The 19,285-nt window shown below is 69.0% G+C and carries 15 protein-coding genes and 1 pseudogene; 12 read left to right on the plus strand and 4 right to left on the minus strand.

Going from position 1 to position 19,285, the window contains the following annotated elements:
- The first annotated feature begins 190 nt into the window (after positions 1–190).
- The 11 genes and pseudogenes from NBY65_RS12605 to NBY65_RS12655 all read left to right on the plus strand — a co-directional run bounded on the left by NBY65_RS12605 (position 191) and on the right by NBY65_RS12655 (position 11,990).
- A complete protein-coding gene (locus tag NBY65_RS12605) occupies positions 191–1,114 on the plus strand; it encodes a TauD/TfdA dioxygenase family protein (protein ID WP_150040429.1) in 924 nt (307 codons plus the stop codon).
- Positions 1,115–1,133: 19 nt separating this feature from the next.
- Positions 1,134–2,240: an ABC transporter substrate-binding protein gene (locus tag NBY65_RS12610; protein ID WP_203330453.1), complete on the plus strand. Its 1,107-nt coding sequence runs from the start codon at positions 1,134–1,136 to the stop codon at positions 2,238–2,240.
- Positions 2,237–3,061, plus strand: a complete 825-nt coding sequence (locus tag NBY65_RS12615) for an ABC transporter permease (RefSeq protein WP_203330452.1) — start codon at positions 2,237–2,239, stop codon at positions 3,059–3,061. Before NBY65_RS12610 ends, NBY65_RS12615 begins: the two co-directional genes overlap by 4 nt.
- On the plus strand, positions 3,058–3,831 hold the full coding sequence (locus NBY65_RS12620) for an ABC transporter permease (protein ID WP_150040427.1): 774 nt from the start codon (positions 3,058–3,060) through the stop codon (positions 3,829–3,831). The genes NBY65_RS12615 and NBY65_RS12620 overlap by 4 nt, the downstream gene beginning before the upstream one ends.
- 89 nt (positions 3,832–3,920) lie before the next feature.
- Positions 3,921–4,673, plus strand: a pseudogene (locus NBY65_RS12625) (ABC transporter ATP-binding protein); the annotation flags it as partial.
- Positions 4,674–4,725: 52 nt separating this feature from the next.
- Positions 4,726–5,958, plus strand: coding sequence for a radical SAM protein (locus NBY65_RS12630; RefSeq protein ID WP_150040425.1), 1,233 nt, complete (start codon positions 4,726–4,728; stop codon positions 5,956–5,958).
- 122 nt (positions 5,959–6,080) lie between these two features.
- Positions 6,081–7,322, plus strand: a complete 1,242-nt coding sequence (locus NBY65_RS12635) for an MFS transporter (RefSeq protein ID WP_162530509.1) — start codon at positions 6,081–6,083, stop codon at positions 7,320–7,322.
- Entirely contained in the window at positions 7,319–8,194 is an 876-nt protein-coding gene (locus NBY65_RS12640; RefSeq protein ID WP_150040423.1) for a nucleotide-binding protein, read from the plus strand. Before NBY65_RS12635 ends, NBY65_RS12640 begins: the two co-directional genes overlap by 4 nt.
- A 1-nt stretch (position 8,195) precedes the next feature.
- On the plus strand, positions 8,196–9,566 hold the full coding sequence (locus NBY65_RS12645; protein WP_150040422.1) for a nitrogenase component 1: 1,371 nt from the start codon (positions 8,196–8,198) through the stop codon (positions 9,564–9,566).
- Positions 9,566–10,978, plus strand: coding sequence for a nitrogenase component 1 (locus NBY65_RS12650; protein WP_150040421.1), 1,413 nt, complete (start codon positions 9,566–9,568; stop codon positions 10,976–10,978). Before NBY65_RS12645 ends, NBY65_RS12650 begins: the two co-directional genes overlap by 1 nt.
- Before the next feature lie 13 nt (positions 10,979–10,991).
- A complete protein-coding gene (locus tag NBY65_RS12655; protein WP_150040420.1) occupies positions 10,992–11,990 on the plus strand; it encodes a sulfate ABC transporter substrate-binding protein in 999 nt (332 codons plus the stop codon).
- Between the two features lie 83 nt (positions 11,991–12,073).
- Here NBY65_RS12655 and hydG read toward each other — a convergent pair whose 3' ends face one another.
- From hydG to NBY65_RS12670, 3 genes are read right to left on the minus strand one after another with little or no spacing between them, the layout of a single operon-like run.
- Positions 12,074–13,471, minus strand: a complete 1,398-nt coding sequence (gene hydG, locus NBY65_RS12660; RefSeq protein WP_150040419.1) for a [FeFe] hydrogenase H-cluster radical SAM maturase HydG — start codon at positions 13,469–13,471, stop codon at positions 12,074–12,076.
- A gap of 43 nt (positions 13,472–13,514) precedes the next feature.
- The gene (locus NBY65_RS12665; protein WP_150040418.1) at positions 13,515–15,428 is read right to left on the minus strand and encodes an NADH-dependent [FeFe] hydrogenase, group A6; all 1,914 of its coding nucleotides are present in this window, start codon (positions 15,426–15,428) and stop codon (positions 13,515–13,517) included.
- Between the two features lie 23 nt (positions 15,429–15,451).
- Positions 15,452–17,161, minus strand: a complete 1,710-nt coding sequence (locus tag NBY65_RS12670; RefSeq protein ID WP_150040417.1) for an NAD(P)H-dependent oxidoreductase subunit E — start codon at positions 17,159–17,161, stop codon at positions 15,452–15,454.
- A 415-nt stretch (positions 17,162–17,576) separates the two neighbouring features.
- Between NBY65_RS12670 and NBY65_RS12675 the strand changes: the two genes are divergently transcribed.
- Positions 17,577–18,440, plus strand: a complete 864-nt coding sequence (locus NBY65_RS12675) for a class I SAM-dependent methyltransferase (protein ID WP_150040416.1) — start codon at positions 17,577–17,579, stop codon at positions 18,438–18,440.
- A gap of 187 nt (positions 18,441–18,627) precedes the next feature.
- Here the strand turns inward: NBY65_RS12675 and NBY65_RS33795 are convergent, their stop codons facing one another.
- Positions 18,628–19,134 (minus strand): cold-shock protein, encoded by a 507-nt coding sequence (locus NBY65_RS33795; protein WP_338110406.1) that lies wholly within the window; start codon positions 19,132–19,134, stop codon positions 18,628–18,630.
- Between the last annotated feature and the right edge of the window lie 151 nt (positions 19,135–19,285).

The following is a 19,285-nucleotide window of genomic DNA, read 5'->3' on the forward strand; positions in this document are numbered from 1 at the left end:
GACCCCAACCCTGAGGAGGGACGAGGCCGTGACGGTCGTTGCCACGACGTCCCGTCGGGACTGTCCATTCCCTGCGATGCCGCGCCCCGGGGCCGGCTCCGCCTGTCGGCGCCCTTGTCGGGGCTGCCGCTAGCCTCCTTCTCCCCAGCCTGCCCGAACGCAATCCGTGAACGTCCGTCCGGAGGTCCGCGTGCCGACCGACAACCATAACAACACGACGCCGTCCGAGCCCGTCATCCGTCCGGTGGGGGGCCATATCGGTGCCGAGATCGAGGGGATCACACTGTCCGGCCAGCTCACCGCAAAGGCGGTGGCGCTGGTCCGCCAGGCATTGCTGCGCCACAAGGTGCTGTTCGTGCGCGGGCAGCATCATCTCGACGATGTCGCGCAGCAGGAATTCGGCCGGCTGCTCGGCGATCTGGTCGAGCATCCCACGCAACCGTCGCGCACCGGCACCGCCATCCTGGAGCTCGATGCGTCCCGTGGCGGCGGGCGTGCCGATCGCTGGCATACCGACGTGACGTTTGTCGATGCCTATCCGGCGATCACCATCCTGCGTGCCGTCACCGTGCCGGCCTTCGGTGGCGACACGGTCTGGGCGAACACGGCGGCTGCGTATGACGGGCTGTCGCCGGCGCTGCGGGCCCTGGCCGACCAGCTCTGGGCCGTGCACAGCAACGAGTACGACTACGCGGCGCAGCGGCCGCATGCGACCGAGGCCGATCACCAGACCTATCGCCAGGTGTTCACCTCCACGGTGTACGAAACCGAGCACCCGGTGGTGCACGTGCATCCTGAAACCGGTGAACGTTCGCTGATCCTCGGTAGCTTCATCCGCCGCTTCCTCGGGCATTCGCAGGACCAGTCGGAGCTGCTCTACCGCCTGCTGCAGGGGCACGCGACCCGGCCGGACTACACGACGCGCTGGCGCTGGCGGGAAGGCGACGTGGTGCTGTGGGACAACCGCGCCACCCAGCACATCGCCATCAACGACTATGGCGACCAGCCGCGCGTGGTGCGCCGCATCACCATCGCCGGCGTGGCGCCGGTCGCCATCGATGGGCGGCGCAGCGTGACCCGGCGTCCGGCCCCGCTCGCCGCCGCTGCCGAATGAGCCCCGAAGGACGCGCATCGTGAAACGTTTCCTGCCAGTTCGTGCCATCTTCGCTCTGCTCGCGGGGTTGCTTGCCGCCGTCCCCGCCGTGGCCGAGACCACGGTGATCCGCTTCGGCTATCCCGGCGTGGGTGCCGACAACCGGCCGTTCTCCTATGGCGGCATTACCGGCGCGGCGCATGCCGGCGGCTTTCTCGAGCGCGCCTTCGCCAATGATCCGGACGTGAAGCTGGAATGGACCTTCTTCCGCGGCGCCGGGCCGGCGCTGAATGAATCGCTCGCCGCCGGGCAGCTTGATTTCGCCATCGGGCTCGGCGACCTGCCCTCGATCGTGCACCGGGCCAACGGGCTGAAGACGAAGTGGATCGCCACCGAGAAGGTACGTGACACCATCTACCTCGCGGTGCGGCCGAACACCGGCATCACCCGGATCGAGGACCTGAAGGGCCGCAAGATCTCGCAGTTCAAGGGCACCAACCTGCAGCTCGCGGCCGACCGCGTGCTGGCGGCGCACGGGCTGACCGAGCGCAACGTACGTTTCCTCAACCTCGATTTCGGCAACGCGATCGCCGCGCTGACCTCGGGTGACGTGGACGGGTCCTTCGGCGGCGTGGAGCTGTTCGAGCTGCGCCGGCGCGGCGTGGTCGACATCGCCTACACCACCAAGGGCGACGACCCGACCTTCGGCCGCAATGCCGCGCTGTTCGTCACCGAGGCATTCGAGCGCGCGCATCCCGATCTGGTGCAGCGCGTGGTGACCGCCTTCGTGCGGGCGGCCCATTACGCCGCCGACGAGGCGAACCGCGAGGCGGTGATCGCGCTCTGGACGAAATCGGGCCATCCGGCCGAGAGCTTCCGTGCCGATTTCGAAAACGAGCCGTTGGCGCGCCGGCTGACGCCGCTGCTCGACGAGTACGTGCTCGCCCGCTATCGCGACCAGGCGGCGCGGGCGCGGGAATACAACCTGATCCGCAAGGACGCCGATATCGACGGCTGGGTCGAGCGCAAGTATCTCGATCGTGCCCTGGTCGAACTCGGGCTGAAGTCCTATTGGCCGCAGTACGACGCCGCCGGCCACAAGGTCACGACCGGGGAGGTCGAGCGCACCCGGGCCGCGGCGCAGTGACGCTGCGCTTCCAGCGCGCGCTGCGGACGAGCAGCCGCAGGCCGGTAGTCCTGCGGCTGCTCACGCGGCTTTTCATGCCGGTGGCGGCTCTGCTGGTGCCGCTGGTGCTGCTGCTCGCCTGGAGTCTCGCCGCGCGGCACGGCCTGCTGCCCGACCAGATCCTGCCCGATCCCCGCGTGGTGCTGCAGACCTTGCGGGAATCAGCGGCAAGCGGCGAACTGCTGGAACATACCCTGGTCAGCCTGCAGCGCGTGGCCGTGGGCTTCGCCGCGGGGGCGGCGGCGGGGCTCGCGCTCGGCACAGCGCTCGGCCTGTCACGGACCCTGCGCGGCCTGCTGGACGGCAGCTTCCTCGCCCTCGCGCAGATTCCGGTGCTGGGCTGGCTGCCGCTGATGATCCTGCTGGTCGGGCTCGACGAGGAATTGAAGGTCATCGTCATCGGCTGGTCCGCCTTCGTGCCGGTGGTGTTGAACACCACGCAGGGCATGCGTGACGTGCCCCCGGCCTTGCGCGAAGTGGGGCAGGTGCTGACCTTCGATCCCTGGTCGATGTTCACGCGCATCGTGCTGCCCGCGGCTCTGCCCGCCATTTTCACCGGGCTGCGCGAAGGCCTTGCCAATTCCTGGCAGACCCTGGTGGCGGTCGAGCTGTTCGCATCGTCCGAGGGGCTCGGCTTCCTGATGTCCTGGGGACGGCAGTTGTTCCAGCTCGATCTCGTGCTGGTGGTGGTGCTGGTGGTCGGCAGCATCGGCTTCGTGCTCAACTGGTCGCTCGGCCGCGTCGAGCAGCGCCTGCGCCGCTGGCAGGTGAGCGCGGCATGATCCTTCCTTCCCGCGCCGCGGTGCTGCGCCGTCTCCGGCCCTGGCTGGTGCCTTTGCTCGCGCTGGCGCTGTGGGATCTCGGCAGCCGTGCCGGATGGTTCGACCCGCGCCTGCTGCCGTCGCCCGAGGCGATCCTGGCACGGTTCCGGGCCGAGGTGGCGAACGGCGATCTCGGCGGCGACGTGGCGGCGAGCCTTTCGCGCGACCTTGCCGGCTTCGCCATCGGCGCCAGCACGGGCGTGGCGCTCGGCCTGCTGCTGGGCCTGTCGCACCTGGCCGAGCGGTTGCTCGGGCCGCTGTTCCTGGCCTACCGGCAGGTGGCGCTGTTCGCCTGGGTGCCGCTGCTGTCGATGTGGTTCGGCGGCAACGAGGTGGGCAAGATCGCCTTCATCTCGCTGGCGGCACTGGCACCCGCGGTGGTCAATACCTGGCGGGGCACGCGCGAAATTCCGCGCACGCAGGTGGAACTCGCGGCGGTGCTGACCTTTGGCCGGCTCGATTTCATCCGCTTCATCGCCCTGCCCGCGGCGCTGCCGGCGATCGCCACCGGCCTGCGCACGGCACTGATCTATGCCTGGCTCGCCACCATCGGTGCCGAGCTGTTCCTCAACATCGCGCCGGGCCTGGGCGGGCGGATGAACGAGGGGCGCGAAACCTTCCAGATGGATCTGCTGCTGACATGCCTGATCGTGCTCGGCGTGCTCGGCATCGTCTTCGCCCGGGCCGCGACCGCGGCCGAGGCTGCCCTGCTGCGACGGAGGATGGCATGACGCATATCGGACGCATCGGCGGCTTCGCCCTGGAGATCGAAGGCGTCAGCAAGACCTTCCACGTCACCGGCAAGCCGCTGACGGTGCTGCGCGACGTCTCGCTGGTGATGCCGCGCGGCGAATTCGTCGCCATCGTCGGTGCCTCGGGCTGCGGCAAGTCAACGCTGCTGCGGCTGATCCTTGGCCTTGATACCGACTACGAAGGCGAGATCCGCGTCGACGGGCAGCGCGTGCGCCGGCCGGGCCTGGATCGCGCCATCGTCTTCCAGGAGCACCGGTTGCTGCCCTGGCTGACCGCCGAGGGTAACGTGGCGGTGGCGCTGCGACGCAGCGGCCTGCCCCGGGCGGAGCGGCGGCAGCGTGTCGCCGAATTGCTTGATCTGGTCGGCCTGTCCGCCTTCGCCGGTGCCTGGCCGGCGCAGCTCTCCGGCGGCATGGCGCAGCGCGTGGCGATCGCGCGCGCGCTGGTCAACCGGCCGCGCTTCCTGCTGATGGACGAGCCACTGGGGGCGCTGGACGCGCTGACCCGGTTGCGGCTGCAAGGCGAACTGGCGCGCATCGTGCGCCACCAGGGCAGCACGGCCCTGCTGGTGACGCATGATGTCGACGAGGCGGTGTTCCTCGCCGACCGCATCGTCATCATGCATCCGCATCCGGGGCGGGTGGCGACGGTGCTGACGGTCGGGCTCGGCGCGGCGCGCGACCGCTCCGCCCCGGCCTTCCTTGCCATCCGCGACCAGGTGCTGGACCTGCTCGGCGTGACGCCGGCCGCCACCCGGGCGGAGCCGCCGCCGGGATCGGTGGTGCGCCACTTTCCGGTGCTGGCGTCCTTCAACTGCTGATGTCCCATTGCCCCCGCTGCATCGACAAAGACCACGAGACGAGGATTGATCCATGTCGGCACCGAGCCGCATCCCTGACCTCAAGCGCCGCCTGTGGGAGGAGCTCGCCCTCAAGGCGGAGCTGGTGACCGACGGCGTCGCCATCACCCAGGCGGCGCTGGACCTGGCCCAGCCCGGCGTGGTGGCGCAGGAGCAGGTACACAACCTGTTCGAGATGGATTTCGACGTCCATGACTTCGAACTGCCATCGGGCTTCGACCTGCCGCTCGGCCTGTCCGTCGGCTTCCGCTGGAACCAGCGCTCGGCCAATGTCATCACCGCCGATGGCGAGCGCACTATCCTGGTGCGCGACGGGCGCGAGTTGGGCGAGGTGAAGTTCCACAGGCGGCCCGGCTTCTACGGCCTCACCACCTCTGACGGCCAGACGATGGGCAATGTCGCCGCGCTGTATCGTCACCGCGCCCTGTTTGTCGCCTACAGCAACGAATGTTCGTACAAGGATCGCGGCGAGGACTGCGCCTTCTGCAACATCAACCACACCAAGGACGTCTACGGCGAGAAGAAGGGCATCTTCTGGAAGACGCCGAAGCAGATCGGCGAGGTCGCGGCCGCCGCCTTCGCCGAGGACGCCATCGACCACGTCACCATCAGCGGCGGCGTGATCCCGGAGCGGCGCGAGCTGGAATACTACCTCGACGTCGCCGAGGCGATCCAGGCCCATACCGGGCGCCAGGACTTCAACGGCACCGCCGTGGTCGCCGCCCCGCTCGACCTGCGCCACATCGATCGCTTCAAGGAAGCCGGGTACCGCACCACGGCGATGAACATCGAAATCTGGGACAGCGGCTACTACGACACCATCTGCCCGGGCAAGGCGCGTGGCGGCGGCGGCTGGGAGCACTGGGTGAAGGCGCTGAAGCACGCCGGGCAGGTGTTCGGCCACGGCAACGTGCGCTCCAACATGGTCGCCGGGCTGGAGCCCAAGCGGAAGACGCTGGAGGGGCTTGAATACCTCGCCGCGCATGGCGTGGTCGGCACCTTCTCGGTCTGGTGCCCCAATCCGGGCTCGGAACTGGAAGGACACCGCGCGCCGCAGCCGGGCTGGTACCTCGATCTGGCCGAGAAGACCACGGCGATCTGGAAGAAGGCCGGCTTCACCTTCCAGCAGGTCTGCGACTGCAACGCCTCCAACGACACGCTGCAGCACGACATCTGGCGCATCCAGGACGAACTGCTGCCGGTGTTCGCCGAGGCACGCGAACCGGAAGCGGCCCATGCGGCCTGACCGTCCCGTCCTGCCCCATGGGCGCTGAGGCGCCGATGGACGGGCACCCTGCCGCCGCGCGCGTTTGCCCCACGCCGGGCGCGGCGGCAGGGGAAACCACCCCCTGCGAGGAGGCACCCTCCATGCCCGCTTTCCTGCATCCGGGGACGCTGGCCAGGTTCCTGGTGCTGAGTGGCGCCAGCGGCATCTCGATCGGCGTGCTCGCCGTGGCGGTGCCGCTCTATGCGCTCGGCCTGCCGGCGAGCGCCGCCGAGGTCGGGCTGATCCGCGCCGCCGGCGGACTCGGCCTGCTGCTCGCCGCCATTCCCGCGGGGTTCTGCGTCGATCGCTTCGGCCCGCATCGCAGCTTCCATGCCGGCAGCATCGTCAGCATCGCCAGCATTGTCGGCTTCGCCTTCGCGCCCACCCCCGCCGCGCTGGCGCTGCTGGTGTTCTGCGACGGCGCGGCGCGGGCACTGCAGCTCAATGCGCTCGGCGCCATCTATTTCGAGGCGCTGCCCTGGCTCGGGCCGCGCCGGCTGGGCTGGCACAAGGCATCGCTGTCCACCGGGCTCAGCTTCGCCGGGCCGCTGCTCGCGGGGCTGCTGCTGGGCTCGGTCGGCTTCGGCGTCACCTTCGCGACGGTGGTGGCGCTGGTGCTGCTGCCGAACCTGCTGATCCGGCGCATCGCCGCACCCCGGCCGAGCCAGGGGCATGGCGGGCCGGGGACGACGCTGCGTGACCATCTCGATGGCTCCCGCGCGCTGCTGCAGCATCCTCGCGTGGTAAGCAGCCTGCTTACCGAGGCGGTCGTCAGCGGCAGCTTCGCCGCCTTCACCAGCTTCATGGTGGTGCGCGCGGTGACCGAGCTGGGCCAGGGCGCCGGTATCACGGCGCTGCTGGTGGGGTTGGAAGGGGCCGCCTTCATTGTCACCGTGTTCCGCGGCGGGGAACGGGTCGCGCGCCGGACGCATCGCGCGGCCGCGCTCGGCGGCATCGCCCTGTCGGCGGTCAGCTTCGTCGGCCTGGCGCTGGCCACCTCGCTGGTGCTGCTGGCCGAATTCGCGGTGACGCTCGGCGTGGGGCTGGGCGTGCTGAACCTGGTGACCACGGCGCGGGCGGCCAGCCTGCCCGGCGAGAAGGGGCGCGTCACCGCCCTGTTCATGACGGCCGCCAGCCTGGGGGGGGCGCTGGGCCCGGCCTTCGCCGGCGTGCTGGCCGGGACGCTCGACACGCGCGCCGCCTTCATCGGCTTCGTGCCGCTGTACCTGCTGCTGGCCGTTCTGGTGCTGGCGCCGGCCCGCCCGCGCCCGCTTGCCGGCGGCTTCACCCCGTTGCGGGACGACGCGCCCGCCCCATCAGAGTTGAGGACGGAAACACCGTGAGCGAACGGACGGCCAAACACATCGCGATCTACGGCAAGGGCGGCATCGGCAAGTCCACCACCACCTCCAACATCAGCGCGGCCCTGGCCGCCGAGGGCTACCGCGTCATCCAGGTCGGCTGTGATCCCAAGGCGGATTCCACCACCATCCTGCGCGGCGGCGACGATCTGCCGACCGTGCTGGACACGTTGCGCGAGCAAGGGCGGGTGACGCTCGCCGACATCTCCGCGACCGGCTTCGGTGGCGTGCTTTGCATCGAGGCGGGCGGACCGGTGCCGGGCGTGGGCTGCGCCGGGCGCGGCATCAGCGCCGCGGTCGACCTGCTGCACGAGCTGGAGGTGTTCGAGCAGTTCAAGCCGGACGTGGTGCTGTATGACGTGCTCGGCGACGTGGTCTGCGGCGGTTTCGCCGTGCCGATCCGCGACGGCATCGCCGAGCGTGCCTTCGTGGTCACGTCGTCCGATTTCATGGCGGTGTTCGCCGCCAACAACCTGTTCAAGGCGATCAGCAAATACGCACCTTCCGGCGGGGCGCGGCTCGGCGGCATCATCGCCAACGGGCTGCAGGCGCCCTACGCGCGGCCCCTGGTCGATGACTTCGCCGCGCGCACCGGCACGCGGGTGATCGGCTACGTGCCGCGCTCGCTCGCGGTGGCGCAGGGCGAGCTGTATGGCCAGACCGTCATCCAGTCGGCGCCGCAGTCCGAGCAGGCCGCCATCTACCGCGCGCTTGCCCGCGTCGTCGTCGGCGACGAGGACACCACGATCCCGCGCCCGCTGAACGGTCCGGCGCTGAAGGGCTGGGCCAAGAGCTGGGGCGACCGCATCTTCACCGAGGAAGCCGCCCTGGTCGAGGCCGGGGGAGGGGTCTGACATGGCGCGCCGTCCGGTCCTGCCCACCCGCGAAAAGCGCCTGCAGGCGATCAGCGCCTGGCTCGGCACCGCCGATGCGCTGAGCGCGGAATTCGCCGCCGGCACCCCGCCGCAGCGGGTGCGCACCTTCTCGCAGGCCGCGCCCGATGATCTGGCGGCGGCGCTGGCCTTCCTCGGTGGCATCGCCGGCGTGGGCATCGTCGTGCACGGCCCGCGCGGCTGTGCCGCGGCGCTGGTGGAAAGCGCGCCGGCGGCGCACTGGGCGGTCACCGGGCTCGACCAGCGCGATACCATCATGGGCTCGGAGGGCGCCCTCTCGCGCAGCATCCTGGCGCTGTACCGGCGCCACCATCCCTGGGCCGTGTTCGTGGTCACCACCCCTGTCGTCGCCATCAACGGCGACGACGCGCGCGCCACCGCCGACGCGCTGTCCGCCGAGCTCGACATCCCTGTCGTCGTGGTCGCCGTGGACGGGTTCCGTTCGCGCGTCGCCGCCACCGGATCCGATGCCGCCAGCGACGCGGCGCTGCGGCTGGTGCCGCCGCCCGCCGGGCCGGTGGGGGATTTTGTCAACCTGCTGACGCTCGATGCCGGCCGGGCCGCCGAGGCCGCCGCGCTGCTCGCTTCCCTGGGGCTCGGCGCCAACGTGCTGCCGGCCGGCGCCGATGCCGGGCGGTTCGTGCTGGCCGCGCGGGCGCGCTTCAGCGTGGCGCTCGACCCGGATGCCACCGAACGCTTCGGCCTCGGGCTGGAGGCCGCCCATGGCGTGAAGTTGCTGCGTCAGGCGCTGCCGATCGGCCTGGAGGCGACGCGGCACTGGCTGGAAGTGGTGGCCGCGGGCGCGGGCCATCCGCCGCCGGAGCGCCGCCTGCACGAGGCGCGGCTGGAGGCGCTGGGACAGCCGCTCGCGGGGCTGCGCGTCCATCTTGCGCTGCCGCCCGCCGCCGCCTTTGCCGGCGCGGTGCTGGTGGGCGAACTGGGCGGCACCGTCGCCCGCCTCAGCGTCGATCACGTCGATGCCGGGCACGTGGCGGCGCTGCGCCGCTTCGCCGAGGACCATCCGGGAGCGGTGCTGCACGTCGCCCATGGCCAGCCCTTCGAGCACGCCAACCTGCTGGGTGCCCGTGCCGCCGATCTGTTCATCGGCAGACCGGAGCTGGCGGCGCTGGCGGCGCGGCTCGGCGTGCCGGCGGTGGGCATCGCCGCGGCGGCGCTGGTCGGTTACCAGGGCGCCGAGTATCTGGTGCGGCAGGCGCGAAAGGCGCGGGCCAATCCCGCCTTCGTGCGTCGTCTGGCGGCGACCGCCCCGACCTACAGCGCCGCCTGGCTGCGGCGCAGCGCCGACTGGCATATCAAGCAGGAGGTCCGGTGATGGCGGTGTCCTCGGAGCGTCCAGGCACCGGCTGCGCCCTGCACGGCGCGCTGCTCAGCGCTGCCGCGGTGCCCGGCGTGGTGCCGATCCTGCACGCGACCGCCGGCTGTGCCGTTCAGGCCGGGCATGGCGGCACCGCCGGTGCGGCGGGATGGAGCGGCGGCCTCGGCGTGCCTGCCACCAACGTGTTCGAGAAGCAGGTCGTGTTCGGGGCCACGGCGCGGCTGCGCGAGCAGATCAAGAACGCCGTCAAGATCCTCGATGGCCAGCTCTATGTCGTGCTGAGCAGTTGTGCCACCGAGATGATCGGCGACGACATCCCCGCCATGGCGAAGGAAGCGCGCGAGCAGGGGCTGCCGGTCATCGACGTCGCCACCGCCGGCTTCCGCGGCCCGGCCCACGAGGGCTACACGCTGTTCCTCAAGGGCGTGCTGGCGCAGGCCGGGCGGCTCGGCGCACCCGGGCCGCGCGATCCCGCCCTGGTCAATCTGCTCGGCATCGTGCCGGGACAGGACGTGTTCTGGGAAGGCGAACTGGCGGAATGGTCGCGTCTGCTCGCCGGCATTGGCCTGCGGGCCAATCCGCTGTTCGGCCCCGATGGTGGCGTCGACGGCCTGCGCGACCTGCCGCGCGCCGCGATCAGCCTGGTGTTTTCGCCCTGGGGGCTGGAGGTGGCGCGCGGCCTGGAGCAATCCGCCGGGGTGCCCTGGCTCGATGCCGGCGGCCTGCCGGTGGGCGTGGAGGCCAGTGCTGAATTGCTGCGGGCGCTGGCGGCGCGGCTCGGCGCCGATGCCGCCCCGGTCGAGGCCGTGATCGCCGCCGAGCGCCGCCGCGAGGACCATGCCCTGTTGCGGCTGGCCGAAGCTTGGCACCGCCTGGAGCTGCAGCGCGAATTCGCCCTGGTGGCCGGCAGCCTGCAGGTGCCGGGGCTGGTGCGCTTCCTGGTCGGCACGCTGGGCTGGCTGCCGCGCACGATCGTGGTGACGGACGCCCTGCCGGAGCCGGCGCGTGCCGCGCTGGAAGCGACCCTGGCGGCAACGACGGAAGGCTTCGAGGCGCGCGTGTTGTTCAGCGACAACGCGGCCGAGATCGCCGATGCCGTGCTGGCGCAGGGCGCGGAAATCGTGCTCGGGCGTGCCTTCGAGCGCGACGTGGCCGAGCGCCTCGGCGTGCCGTTGGTCGAGCTGGCCTTTCCCGTCGCCGACCGGCTGGTGCTCGACAGCTTCTATTCCGGTCCCCGTGGGGCGCGGCGGCTGATCGAGGAGATCGGGCGGGCGGCCCTGGCCGGGGGCCGCGCTCCCGCCGAGGACACGCAACCAGCCCTTCCAACCCCCGTTGTCGTGCCCGCCCAGCCGATCGCTTCCTCCGCTCCGGCCACGGCGGGCCGAACCGCACCGCTTCCTGCAACCTGAGAAAGACCCGACCATGTGCCGCCTGTTCGCCCTCGTCCTGATCGCGCTGTCGGTCAGCTCGGCTGCCCTGGCGCAGACGACGCTGCTGAACGTCTCCTACGATCCGACGCGTGAGCTTTACGCCGCTTTCAACAAGGCCTTCACCGAAGTCTGGAAGCGTCAGACCGGCGAAACCGTCCAACTGCGGGCGTCGCATGGTGGATCAGGGGCGCAGGCCCGCGCGGTCATCGACGGGCTGGAGGCGGACGTGGTGACGCTTGCCCTGGAACCCGACATCGACGCCATCGTCGACCGGTCCGGGCTGATCGCGCCGGGCTGGCGGGGGGAACTGCCAAATCGCTCGGTGCCCTATACCTCGACCATCGTCTTCCTGGTCCGCAAGGGCAACCCGAAGCAGATCCGCGACTGGCCCGACCTGATCCGTCCGGGCGTGGCCGTCATCACTCCCAATCCCAAGACCTCCGGCGGCGCACGCTGGAACTACCTCGCCGCCTGGGGCTATGCGCTGCGCGCCAACGAAGGGGACGAGGCCAAGGCGCGCGCCTTCGTGGCCGAGTTGTTCCGCCACGTGCCGGTGCTGGACAGTGGCGCGCGCGGTGCCACCAACACCTTCGCGCGGCGCAACCAGGGCGACGTGCTGCTGGCCTGGGAGGACGACGCCATCCTGGCGGTGCGGGAAATCGGCAGCAACCAACTGGAAATCGTCTACCCGTCGCTGTCGATCAAGGCCGAGCCGGTGGTCGCCGTCGTCGACAAGGTGGTGGATCGCCGCGGCACGCGCGCGCTGGCGGAAGCCTATCTGCGCTACCTGTACACGCCGGAGGGGCAGGATCTGGTGGCCCGCCACTACTACCGCCCGATCGACCCGGCGGTGGCGGCGCGGCACACCCAGACCTTCCCGCCGATCGCCACCTTCGCGCTGGAGGATCTGTTCGGCGACTGGCGGACGGTGCAGGCGAAGCACTTCTCTGATGGCGGCATCTACGACCAGATCCATCAGCCGGGCCGCTGAGCAAGCGTTGGCGGACTATGTCCGCCCTACATCAGCAAGTGTAGGGCGGATAAGCGCAGCGCCATCCGCCATCGCAAGGCGCCTCAGCGGAACACGTCGCGCTTTCCCTCGTGCACCTTGCGGATCATCGTTTCCGAGTAGTGCCGGATCTTTTCAGGCATCCGCTCGAGTTCCGCCTGGATCGCCTGGTTGCCGGCCCGCACCGTCGCCGGTGAGGCATAATCCTCGAGGTATTCGACGAAGGTGGAGAGCCCGTTCGGGCCGCACATCTCGCGGATCAGGCCGGGCTTGGCCATGTCCATGAAGTCCTTGCCAGTGCGGCCGCGGCGGTAGCATGCGGTGCAGAAGGACGGCAGGAAGCCCGCTTCGGCGACATCGTGCACCACCTCGTCGAGCGAGCGGTGGTCGCCGCGCTGGAACTGGCTGGCGTCCTCGGCATCGGTCTCCGTGTAGCCGCCCGGATTGGTGCGACTGCCGCCGGAGATCTGCGAAATCCCGAGCAACAGGCTTTCCCGCCGCATCGCCGGGGTTTCGCGCGTGCTCATGATCATCCCGGTATAGGGAACAGCGAGGCGCAGGATGGCGATGAGCTTGCGGAAATCGTCGTCGGAGACGGCATAGGGCGGCGCTTCCGACATCGCCGAGCCGACGGCGGGCTCGATCCGCGGCACGCTGATCGTGTGACAGCCGACGCCGAAGCACTGTTCCAGATGGGCGATGTGCTGCATCAGCGCCAGGATCTCGAAGCGCCAGTCGTACAGGCCGAACAGCACGCCGAGCCCGACATCGTCGATGCCCGCTTCCATGGCCCGGTCCATCGCCGAGACGCGCCAGGCGAAATCGGTCTTGGGGCCGGCGACATGCACCTCGGCATAGGTCGGGCGGTGATAGGTTTCCTGGAACAGTTGGTAGGTGCCGATGCCGGCGGCCTTGAGCGCCCGGAATTCCTCGACGGTGAGCGGCGCGACATTGACGTTGATGCGGCGGATCTCGCCACGATCGCGGTGCACGCCGTAGATCGTGGCGATGGCATCGAGCAGGTAGGAAAATCCCTTGCCGGGAAACGCCTCGCCGGCGATCAGCAGCAGCCGCTTGTGTCCCTGTTCGACCAGCGCGGCGGTTTCCTGCGCCACTTCCTCAAGCGTCAGGAACCGGCGGGACAATTCGTGATTATTCTTGCGGAAGGCGCAGTAGACGCATTCGTTCTGGCAGATGTTGGAGAAGTAGAGCGGCGCGAACAGCACCACGCGCCGTCCGTAGATCTCGTCCTTGACGGTGCGGGCGGCGTCGAAGACCTCCGCCAGCAGGTCGGGCGACGTGACCGTCGACAACACCGCCACCTCGGCAAGGCCCAGCCCCGTCAGAGTCCTGGCCTTGTCGAGAATGGCCCTGACCTGCCCCGGGTCGTCGCGGGCCGGCGACCCGAGCGCCCCGGCAATGGCAGCCTCGTCGATCCAGTCGATCGGGCTTTGCTGTTTCATGCCGGGACCTTTGCCGGGAAGGAGGTCTTATTTCAACGCGCTTTCACGAGATGAACTTGCCGCGCCGTGTGTAGTCGGTGTGCAGCAGGTGGTGCGACTGATGGCCGCAGGGACCGTCGGTCAGGAAGTCCTCATAAAGTTTCAGCACCACCGGGTTTTCGTGCGATTTGCGCAGGGCATAGCCGGCATCCGCTTCGTAGATCGCCTGGGCGCGTTTGGCGCGGATTTCCGGGGTGGTGGGGATCGGCTGGCCGCCGCCGCCGAGGCAACCGCCCGGGCAGGCCATGACCTCGATGAAGTGGCATTCGCTGAACGGGCCGCCGGCCTTGATGTCCTCGACCACCTGGCGGGCATTGGCGATGCCGTGTGCGACGCCCACTTTCAGGGTCACCCCCTTCAGCCATTCCCAGTCCGGCACCAGCGCCTTGAGCAGGTCGGGCACCGGCCCGACCTCGGTGATCGGGATCTCGATCAGCCGCGCGCCCTCGAAGCCGCGCACCGGCACGATGTTGGCGTGGTCGAAGAAGTTCTCCACTTTCTGGCCGGTGACCAGCTCGATCACCGTGCGCAGCGCCGCCTCCATCACGCCGCCGGTGGCACCGAAGATCATGCCGGCGCCGGAGGCTTCGTAGAACGGCTCGTCGAAGCCCGATTTCGGCATGTTCGGCAGGTCGATGCCGGCCTCGGAGATCATCTTGGCGAGTTCGCGGGTGGTGACGACGAAATCGACGTCCTTGAAGCCGCTGTCGCACATCTCCGGCCGGTTGCACTCGTATTTCTTGGCGGTGCAGGGCATTACCGACACCACCACCATGTCCCTGGGATCGATGCCGCGCTGCTGGGCGTAATAGGTCTTCAGCAGCGCCCCGAACATCTGCTGCGGGCTCTTGGCGGTGGAGAGGTTGGGGATCATGTCGGGATAGACGTGCTCGACATATTTCACCCAGCCCGGCGAGCAACTGGTGAACTGCGGCAGGGCGACGTCGTTGTCGCGCTTGGCCAGGGCGTTGTAGAGCCGCAGGATCAGCTCGGTCCCTTCCTCCAGGATGGTCAGGTCGGCGGTGTGGTTGGTGTCGAACACGCCGTCGAAGCCCATACGGCGCAGCGCGGTGTTCATCTGCCCGGTCATCGAGGTGCCGGGCGGCTGGCCGAAGCATTCCCCGATCGCCGCGCGCGGCGAGGGCGCGGTCTGGATCACCACGTGCCGGCTCGGGTCATCGAGCATCCGCCAGACCTCGTCGGTCTGGTCGAGCGCGGTCAGCGCGCCGGTCGGGCAGCGATTGATGCACTGGCCGCAATTGATGCAGACCACCGCGGCGAGCGACTTGTCGCCGAAGGTGGTGATCATCGACCGCGCGCTGCGGTCCTTCACCGTCAGGCAGCCGATCGCCTGCAACTCCGCGCAGGTGCGCACGCAGCGGCGACAGAGCACGCATTTGTTCATGTCGCGCACGATGGCGTCGCTGGTGTGGTCCACCGGGTAGCGCGGCTCGGTCGGATGGCCGAAGCGGAAGAAATCCACCCCGTATTCCTTGGCCAGCGACTGCAGCTCGCAATTGTTGTTGCGCTTGCAGGCGTAGCATTCGCCGTAGTGGTTGGCGAGCATCAGGTCGACGATGTGCCGGCGTGCCGTGCGCACGGCGCGGGCCTTGGTGTCGATGGCGATAGGCTGCAGGATCGGGGTGGTGCAGGCGGGCTGCAGCGCGCGCATCCCTTCGACCTGCACCACGCAGATGCGGCAGACCCCGGCCGGGCGCAGGTCCGGATGGTCGCACAAGGTGGGGATGTGCACGCCGATCTCGCGGGCGGCCTTGAGGATGGTGGTGCCGGATGGCACCTCGACCGAGATGCCGTCGATGGTGGCGCTGACCATGACGGGGGCGGACGGTGCCTCGGACGCGCCGGCATCGCCGGCGGGGGCACACGGGACGACGACGTCGCGCGGATGATGATGCATGGGCCTGCTTCTCCCGAGATCCGTCAATGGCCCTGGATCGGACGCGCCAGGATCTCTTCCTTGAAGTGCGCGTTCAGTGCCACGATGACATTCGGGCTCGCCTGGCCGAGTCCGCATTTGGAGGTGAGCTTGATCGTCTCGCTCAGGCCGATCAGGTCATTGAGGTAGCGGTTGGAGCAGGTGCCGCGCTTGAGCAGGCGGATGCCCTCCAGCAGCTTGACGTTGCCGTCGCGGCAGGGCGTGCACTGGCCGCAGGATTCCTCGATGAAGAATTCCAGGTAGTTCTCGGCCACTTCCAGCATGTCGCGGTCCGGGCCGTAGATGATGATCGAGCCGCCGATGCCCAGGTCCTCGTAGGCGATCTTGCGGTCGAACTGCCGCGCCGGCACCAGTTGCCCGGTATAGCCGCCCACCTGCACCGCCTTGGCGCCCTTGCCGCCGACGGTTTCCAGCAACTGATCGACGGTGATGCCCCAGGGCAGCTCGTAGACGCCGGGATGGGTGCAGTCGCCGGAGACACTGAACAGCTTGAAGCCCTTCGACCGCTCGGTGCCCATGCTGGCGAACCACTTGGCGCCGCGGTCGAGGATGCAGCAGGCCGAGGCGAGCGTCTCGACGTTGTTGACGATGGTCGGGCAGTTGTTGAAGCCGCGTTCCACTGGATAGGGCGGGCGGTTGCGCGGTTCGCCGCGCCGGCCTTCCAGGGATTCGATCAGCGCGGTTTCCTCGCCGCAGACATAGGCGCCGGCGCCCATGTGGATGCGCACGTCGAAGCAGAAGCCTGGCCGGCCGAGGATGTCCTTGCCGAGCAGGTTGGCGCGGCGGCGCGCTTCCAGCACCGCTTCCAGATGCGGGCGGAGGTGGCTGTACTCGTAGCGCAGATAGACGATGCCTTCGCGCGCGCCCACGACATAGGCGGCGATGGTCATGCCTTCGAACACCATGTCGGCGTGCTTGCCGAGGATGATGCGGTCCTTGAAGGTGCCGGGTTCGCCTTCGTCGGCGTTGCAGACCATGTATTTCGGGTCGCCCTTGGCCGCGGCGCCGAACTGCCATTTCAGCCCGGTCGGGAAGCCGGCGCCGCCGCGCCCGCGCAGGCCGGAGGCGGTCAGTTCGGCGATCACCTCGCGGGGCGACATCGCCACCACCTTGGTCAGCGCGGCATTGGCCTGGTGGTTGGCGTAATTGAGGGTGTTGGAATAAGTCTCGCCGACATTGCCCACGGGCTTGCGATGGGCGTTGTACTCCTGCCGGCAGTCCTCGATGATCCGGTGCACCTTGGGCGCGGTGAGATTGGAGAACACCTCGTTGTTCACCATCATCGCCGGCGCCTGGTAGTTCATGCCGATGCAGCTGGTCCATTCCAGCGTGAACATGCCATCCGGCGTGGTTTCGCCAAAGCGAATGCCAAGGTCATTCTGCAACTGTTGGGCGACCATCTTCGCGCCCTTCATCATCGACGACATGTCGCGGCTGAGCCGGATGATGAAGCGCCCTTTCGGACGGGTGTTCACGAAATGGTAGAAGGTGGCGACCCCGTACACCTCGGCGGCGGACATACCCATCAGGTCGGCGATGTATTGCATCGCAAATTCAGAAATATAGCCGCACTCTGTTTGCAGTGCCTGAAGTATAGGTATCAGAGCGGAGCGCTTTTGCAATCTTTCAATGATGTATTTCTTGGCGAGGTCGGCGATCAGGTCTTTTTCTTTATCTTGTAGCGTCAACAGCATTGTCGACCTCTCTCGCCATGCGATCCCACGGGTCTCCGCCCCGAGCCCGCTTCAATGGTCGCAATGTGCAATTCTTGATAATGTATCAAATGTAGCGTTCTGACAACGTGGTGTTCATGAGCGCCGTGATGCCGTGCCCTGGTCGGAATGATCGATGACGAGGGGGCGGTTATGAGAGAAAAAGACCGTTCGCACCCGGGACGGCGGAGCCGCTGCCGGCGGGGCGTTACCCCGCGCCCCACCAGGGCTTCGCCCTGGACCGACCAAGGGCTTCGCCCTTGGAACCCATTCTGTGCCGCGCAGCGCCCTCGCCTTTTCCTGACGCGAATGTCGACAGGGTGATGACGCGTTTCCATTGCATCACTGTCCCGGACCGACCATCTGCGAGACCGCGAAAGGGCGAAGCGAGGGATCCATGACCACCGGCAGCGACACCGCGGGCGCCTCGCCCGGTTTCCGTCCCCTGACCGCCCGGCGGATCTATGCGTTCCTCTCCACCAATGCCTTCACCGCACGCGGGCTTTACCTGAACCTGGGCTATTGGCCCCGGGCGGGCGGCATCGACGAGGCCTGCGAGGCCCTGGTCGAACTGATCGGGGAAACCGCCGGGATGGGGCCCGGCGACGAGGTCGTCGATGTCGGGTTCGGCTTCGCCGACCAGGACATGTTCTGGCTGCGGCGCTTCGCCCCCCGCCGCATCATCGGCTTCAACGTGACCCCCGCCCAGGTGCGGATCGCACGGGCCCGGCTGCGCCGGATGGGGCTTGCGGGCCGGATCGACCTGCGGGAGGGCTCGGCGACGCAGTTGCCGCTTCCGGATGCAAGCTGTGACGTGGTGACCGCGGTCGAATGCGCCTTCCACTTCGACACGCGCGAACGCTTCTTCGCCGAGGCGTTCCGGGTGCTCCGGCCGGGCGGGCGGCTGGTGCTCGCCGACGTGATCCCCGCCGCGCCGCCGCCGGGTCCGCTGCGGCGCCGGGGGCGGGATTTTCTCTGGAATGCCGCCGCGATCTCGTTCGCGATCCCGGCCGCCAACGCCTATCCCCGCGACATCTACCGCGACAAGCTCGCGGCACCGGGGTTTGGCAATGTCCAGGTCACTTCGATCCGCGACCAGGTCTTCCCTGGCTGGCATCGCGCCGTGATGGAGGATGCGGCGCTGCGGCGGCGGCTGCGCCTGTCAGGATGGCTGGCGGATTTCCTGCTGCGCCATCTCGACGAAGACGCCATTTACCGGGCGTTCGATTACGTCCTGGCCTCGGCCCGCAAGCCGGCATGACCGTTCGGTGCGGGAGGGCTTCCGGCCGGATGGCGCAGCCAAGGGTACGCGTCGGGGCGGACGCGGTTTATGACCCTGGGAACACGAGAGCGCCTTCCGGCTGACCGCCAGCGGTCACAGCGCTCTCGTTCTGTGGCCTGACGCGGCCCCTGACCGTCGGGCCGTCGTCAGTCAGGCCGATGCGACCTCAGGCGAGGCTGATCGAACCGGCCTCGGGTCCCTTGGCGCCCTGCAGCACCGACAGCCGCACCGACTGGCCTTCCTGCAGCGAGCCGATGCCGGCGCGTTCCAGGGCGGTCGCGTGCACGAAGATGTCCTTGCCGCCGCTTTCGGGCGTGACGAAGCCGAAGCCCTTGGTGGGGTTGTACCACTTCACCACCCCGGACGTCTCGACGGCGCTGTCGAGGTCGAGCGGGCGCCGTGGCGCGCCACCTTGCGGACGGGGGCGTGCAGCCTGCGGCCGGCGCGGGGCGGGGGCCTCGGCCGTGCTCTCGTCAACGGAGAGAACCTGGCCAACCTGCCGGCCCTTCTGTCCGTTGCCGACGCGCACCTGCAGCGTCGCGCCCGGGCTCACCGTCTGGACCCCGGCGGCCTGCAATGCGTTGACATGCAGGAACACATCCCCCGAGCCATCGGCCAGGGCGACGAAACCGTAGCCCTTCTCGGTGTTGAACCACTTCACCGTCGCCTGCACCTCGGGTCCTGCAATCGGGGACGCGAAAGAGGGCAGGGGCGTCGGGGACCGGGTGTTACCGTAGAAGTTGTCGTCGTCGAACCCGCGCTGGCGAGTCTGCCAAGGCCGGTTGCTTTTCGTTGAGCGCAAGTAGCGTAGTCCTCTGGGATTC

The organism is Rhodovastum atsumiense (assembly GCF_937425535.1).
Lineage (GTDB): Bacteria > Pseudomonadota > Alphaproteobacteria > Acetobacterales > Acetobacteraceae > Rhodovastum > Rhodovastum atsumiense.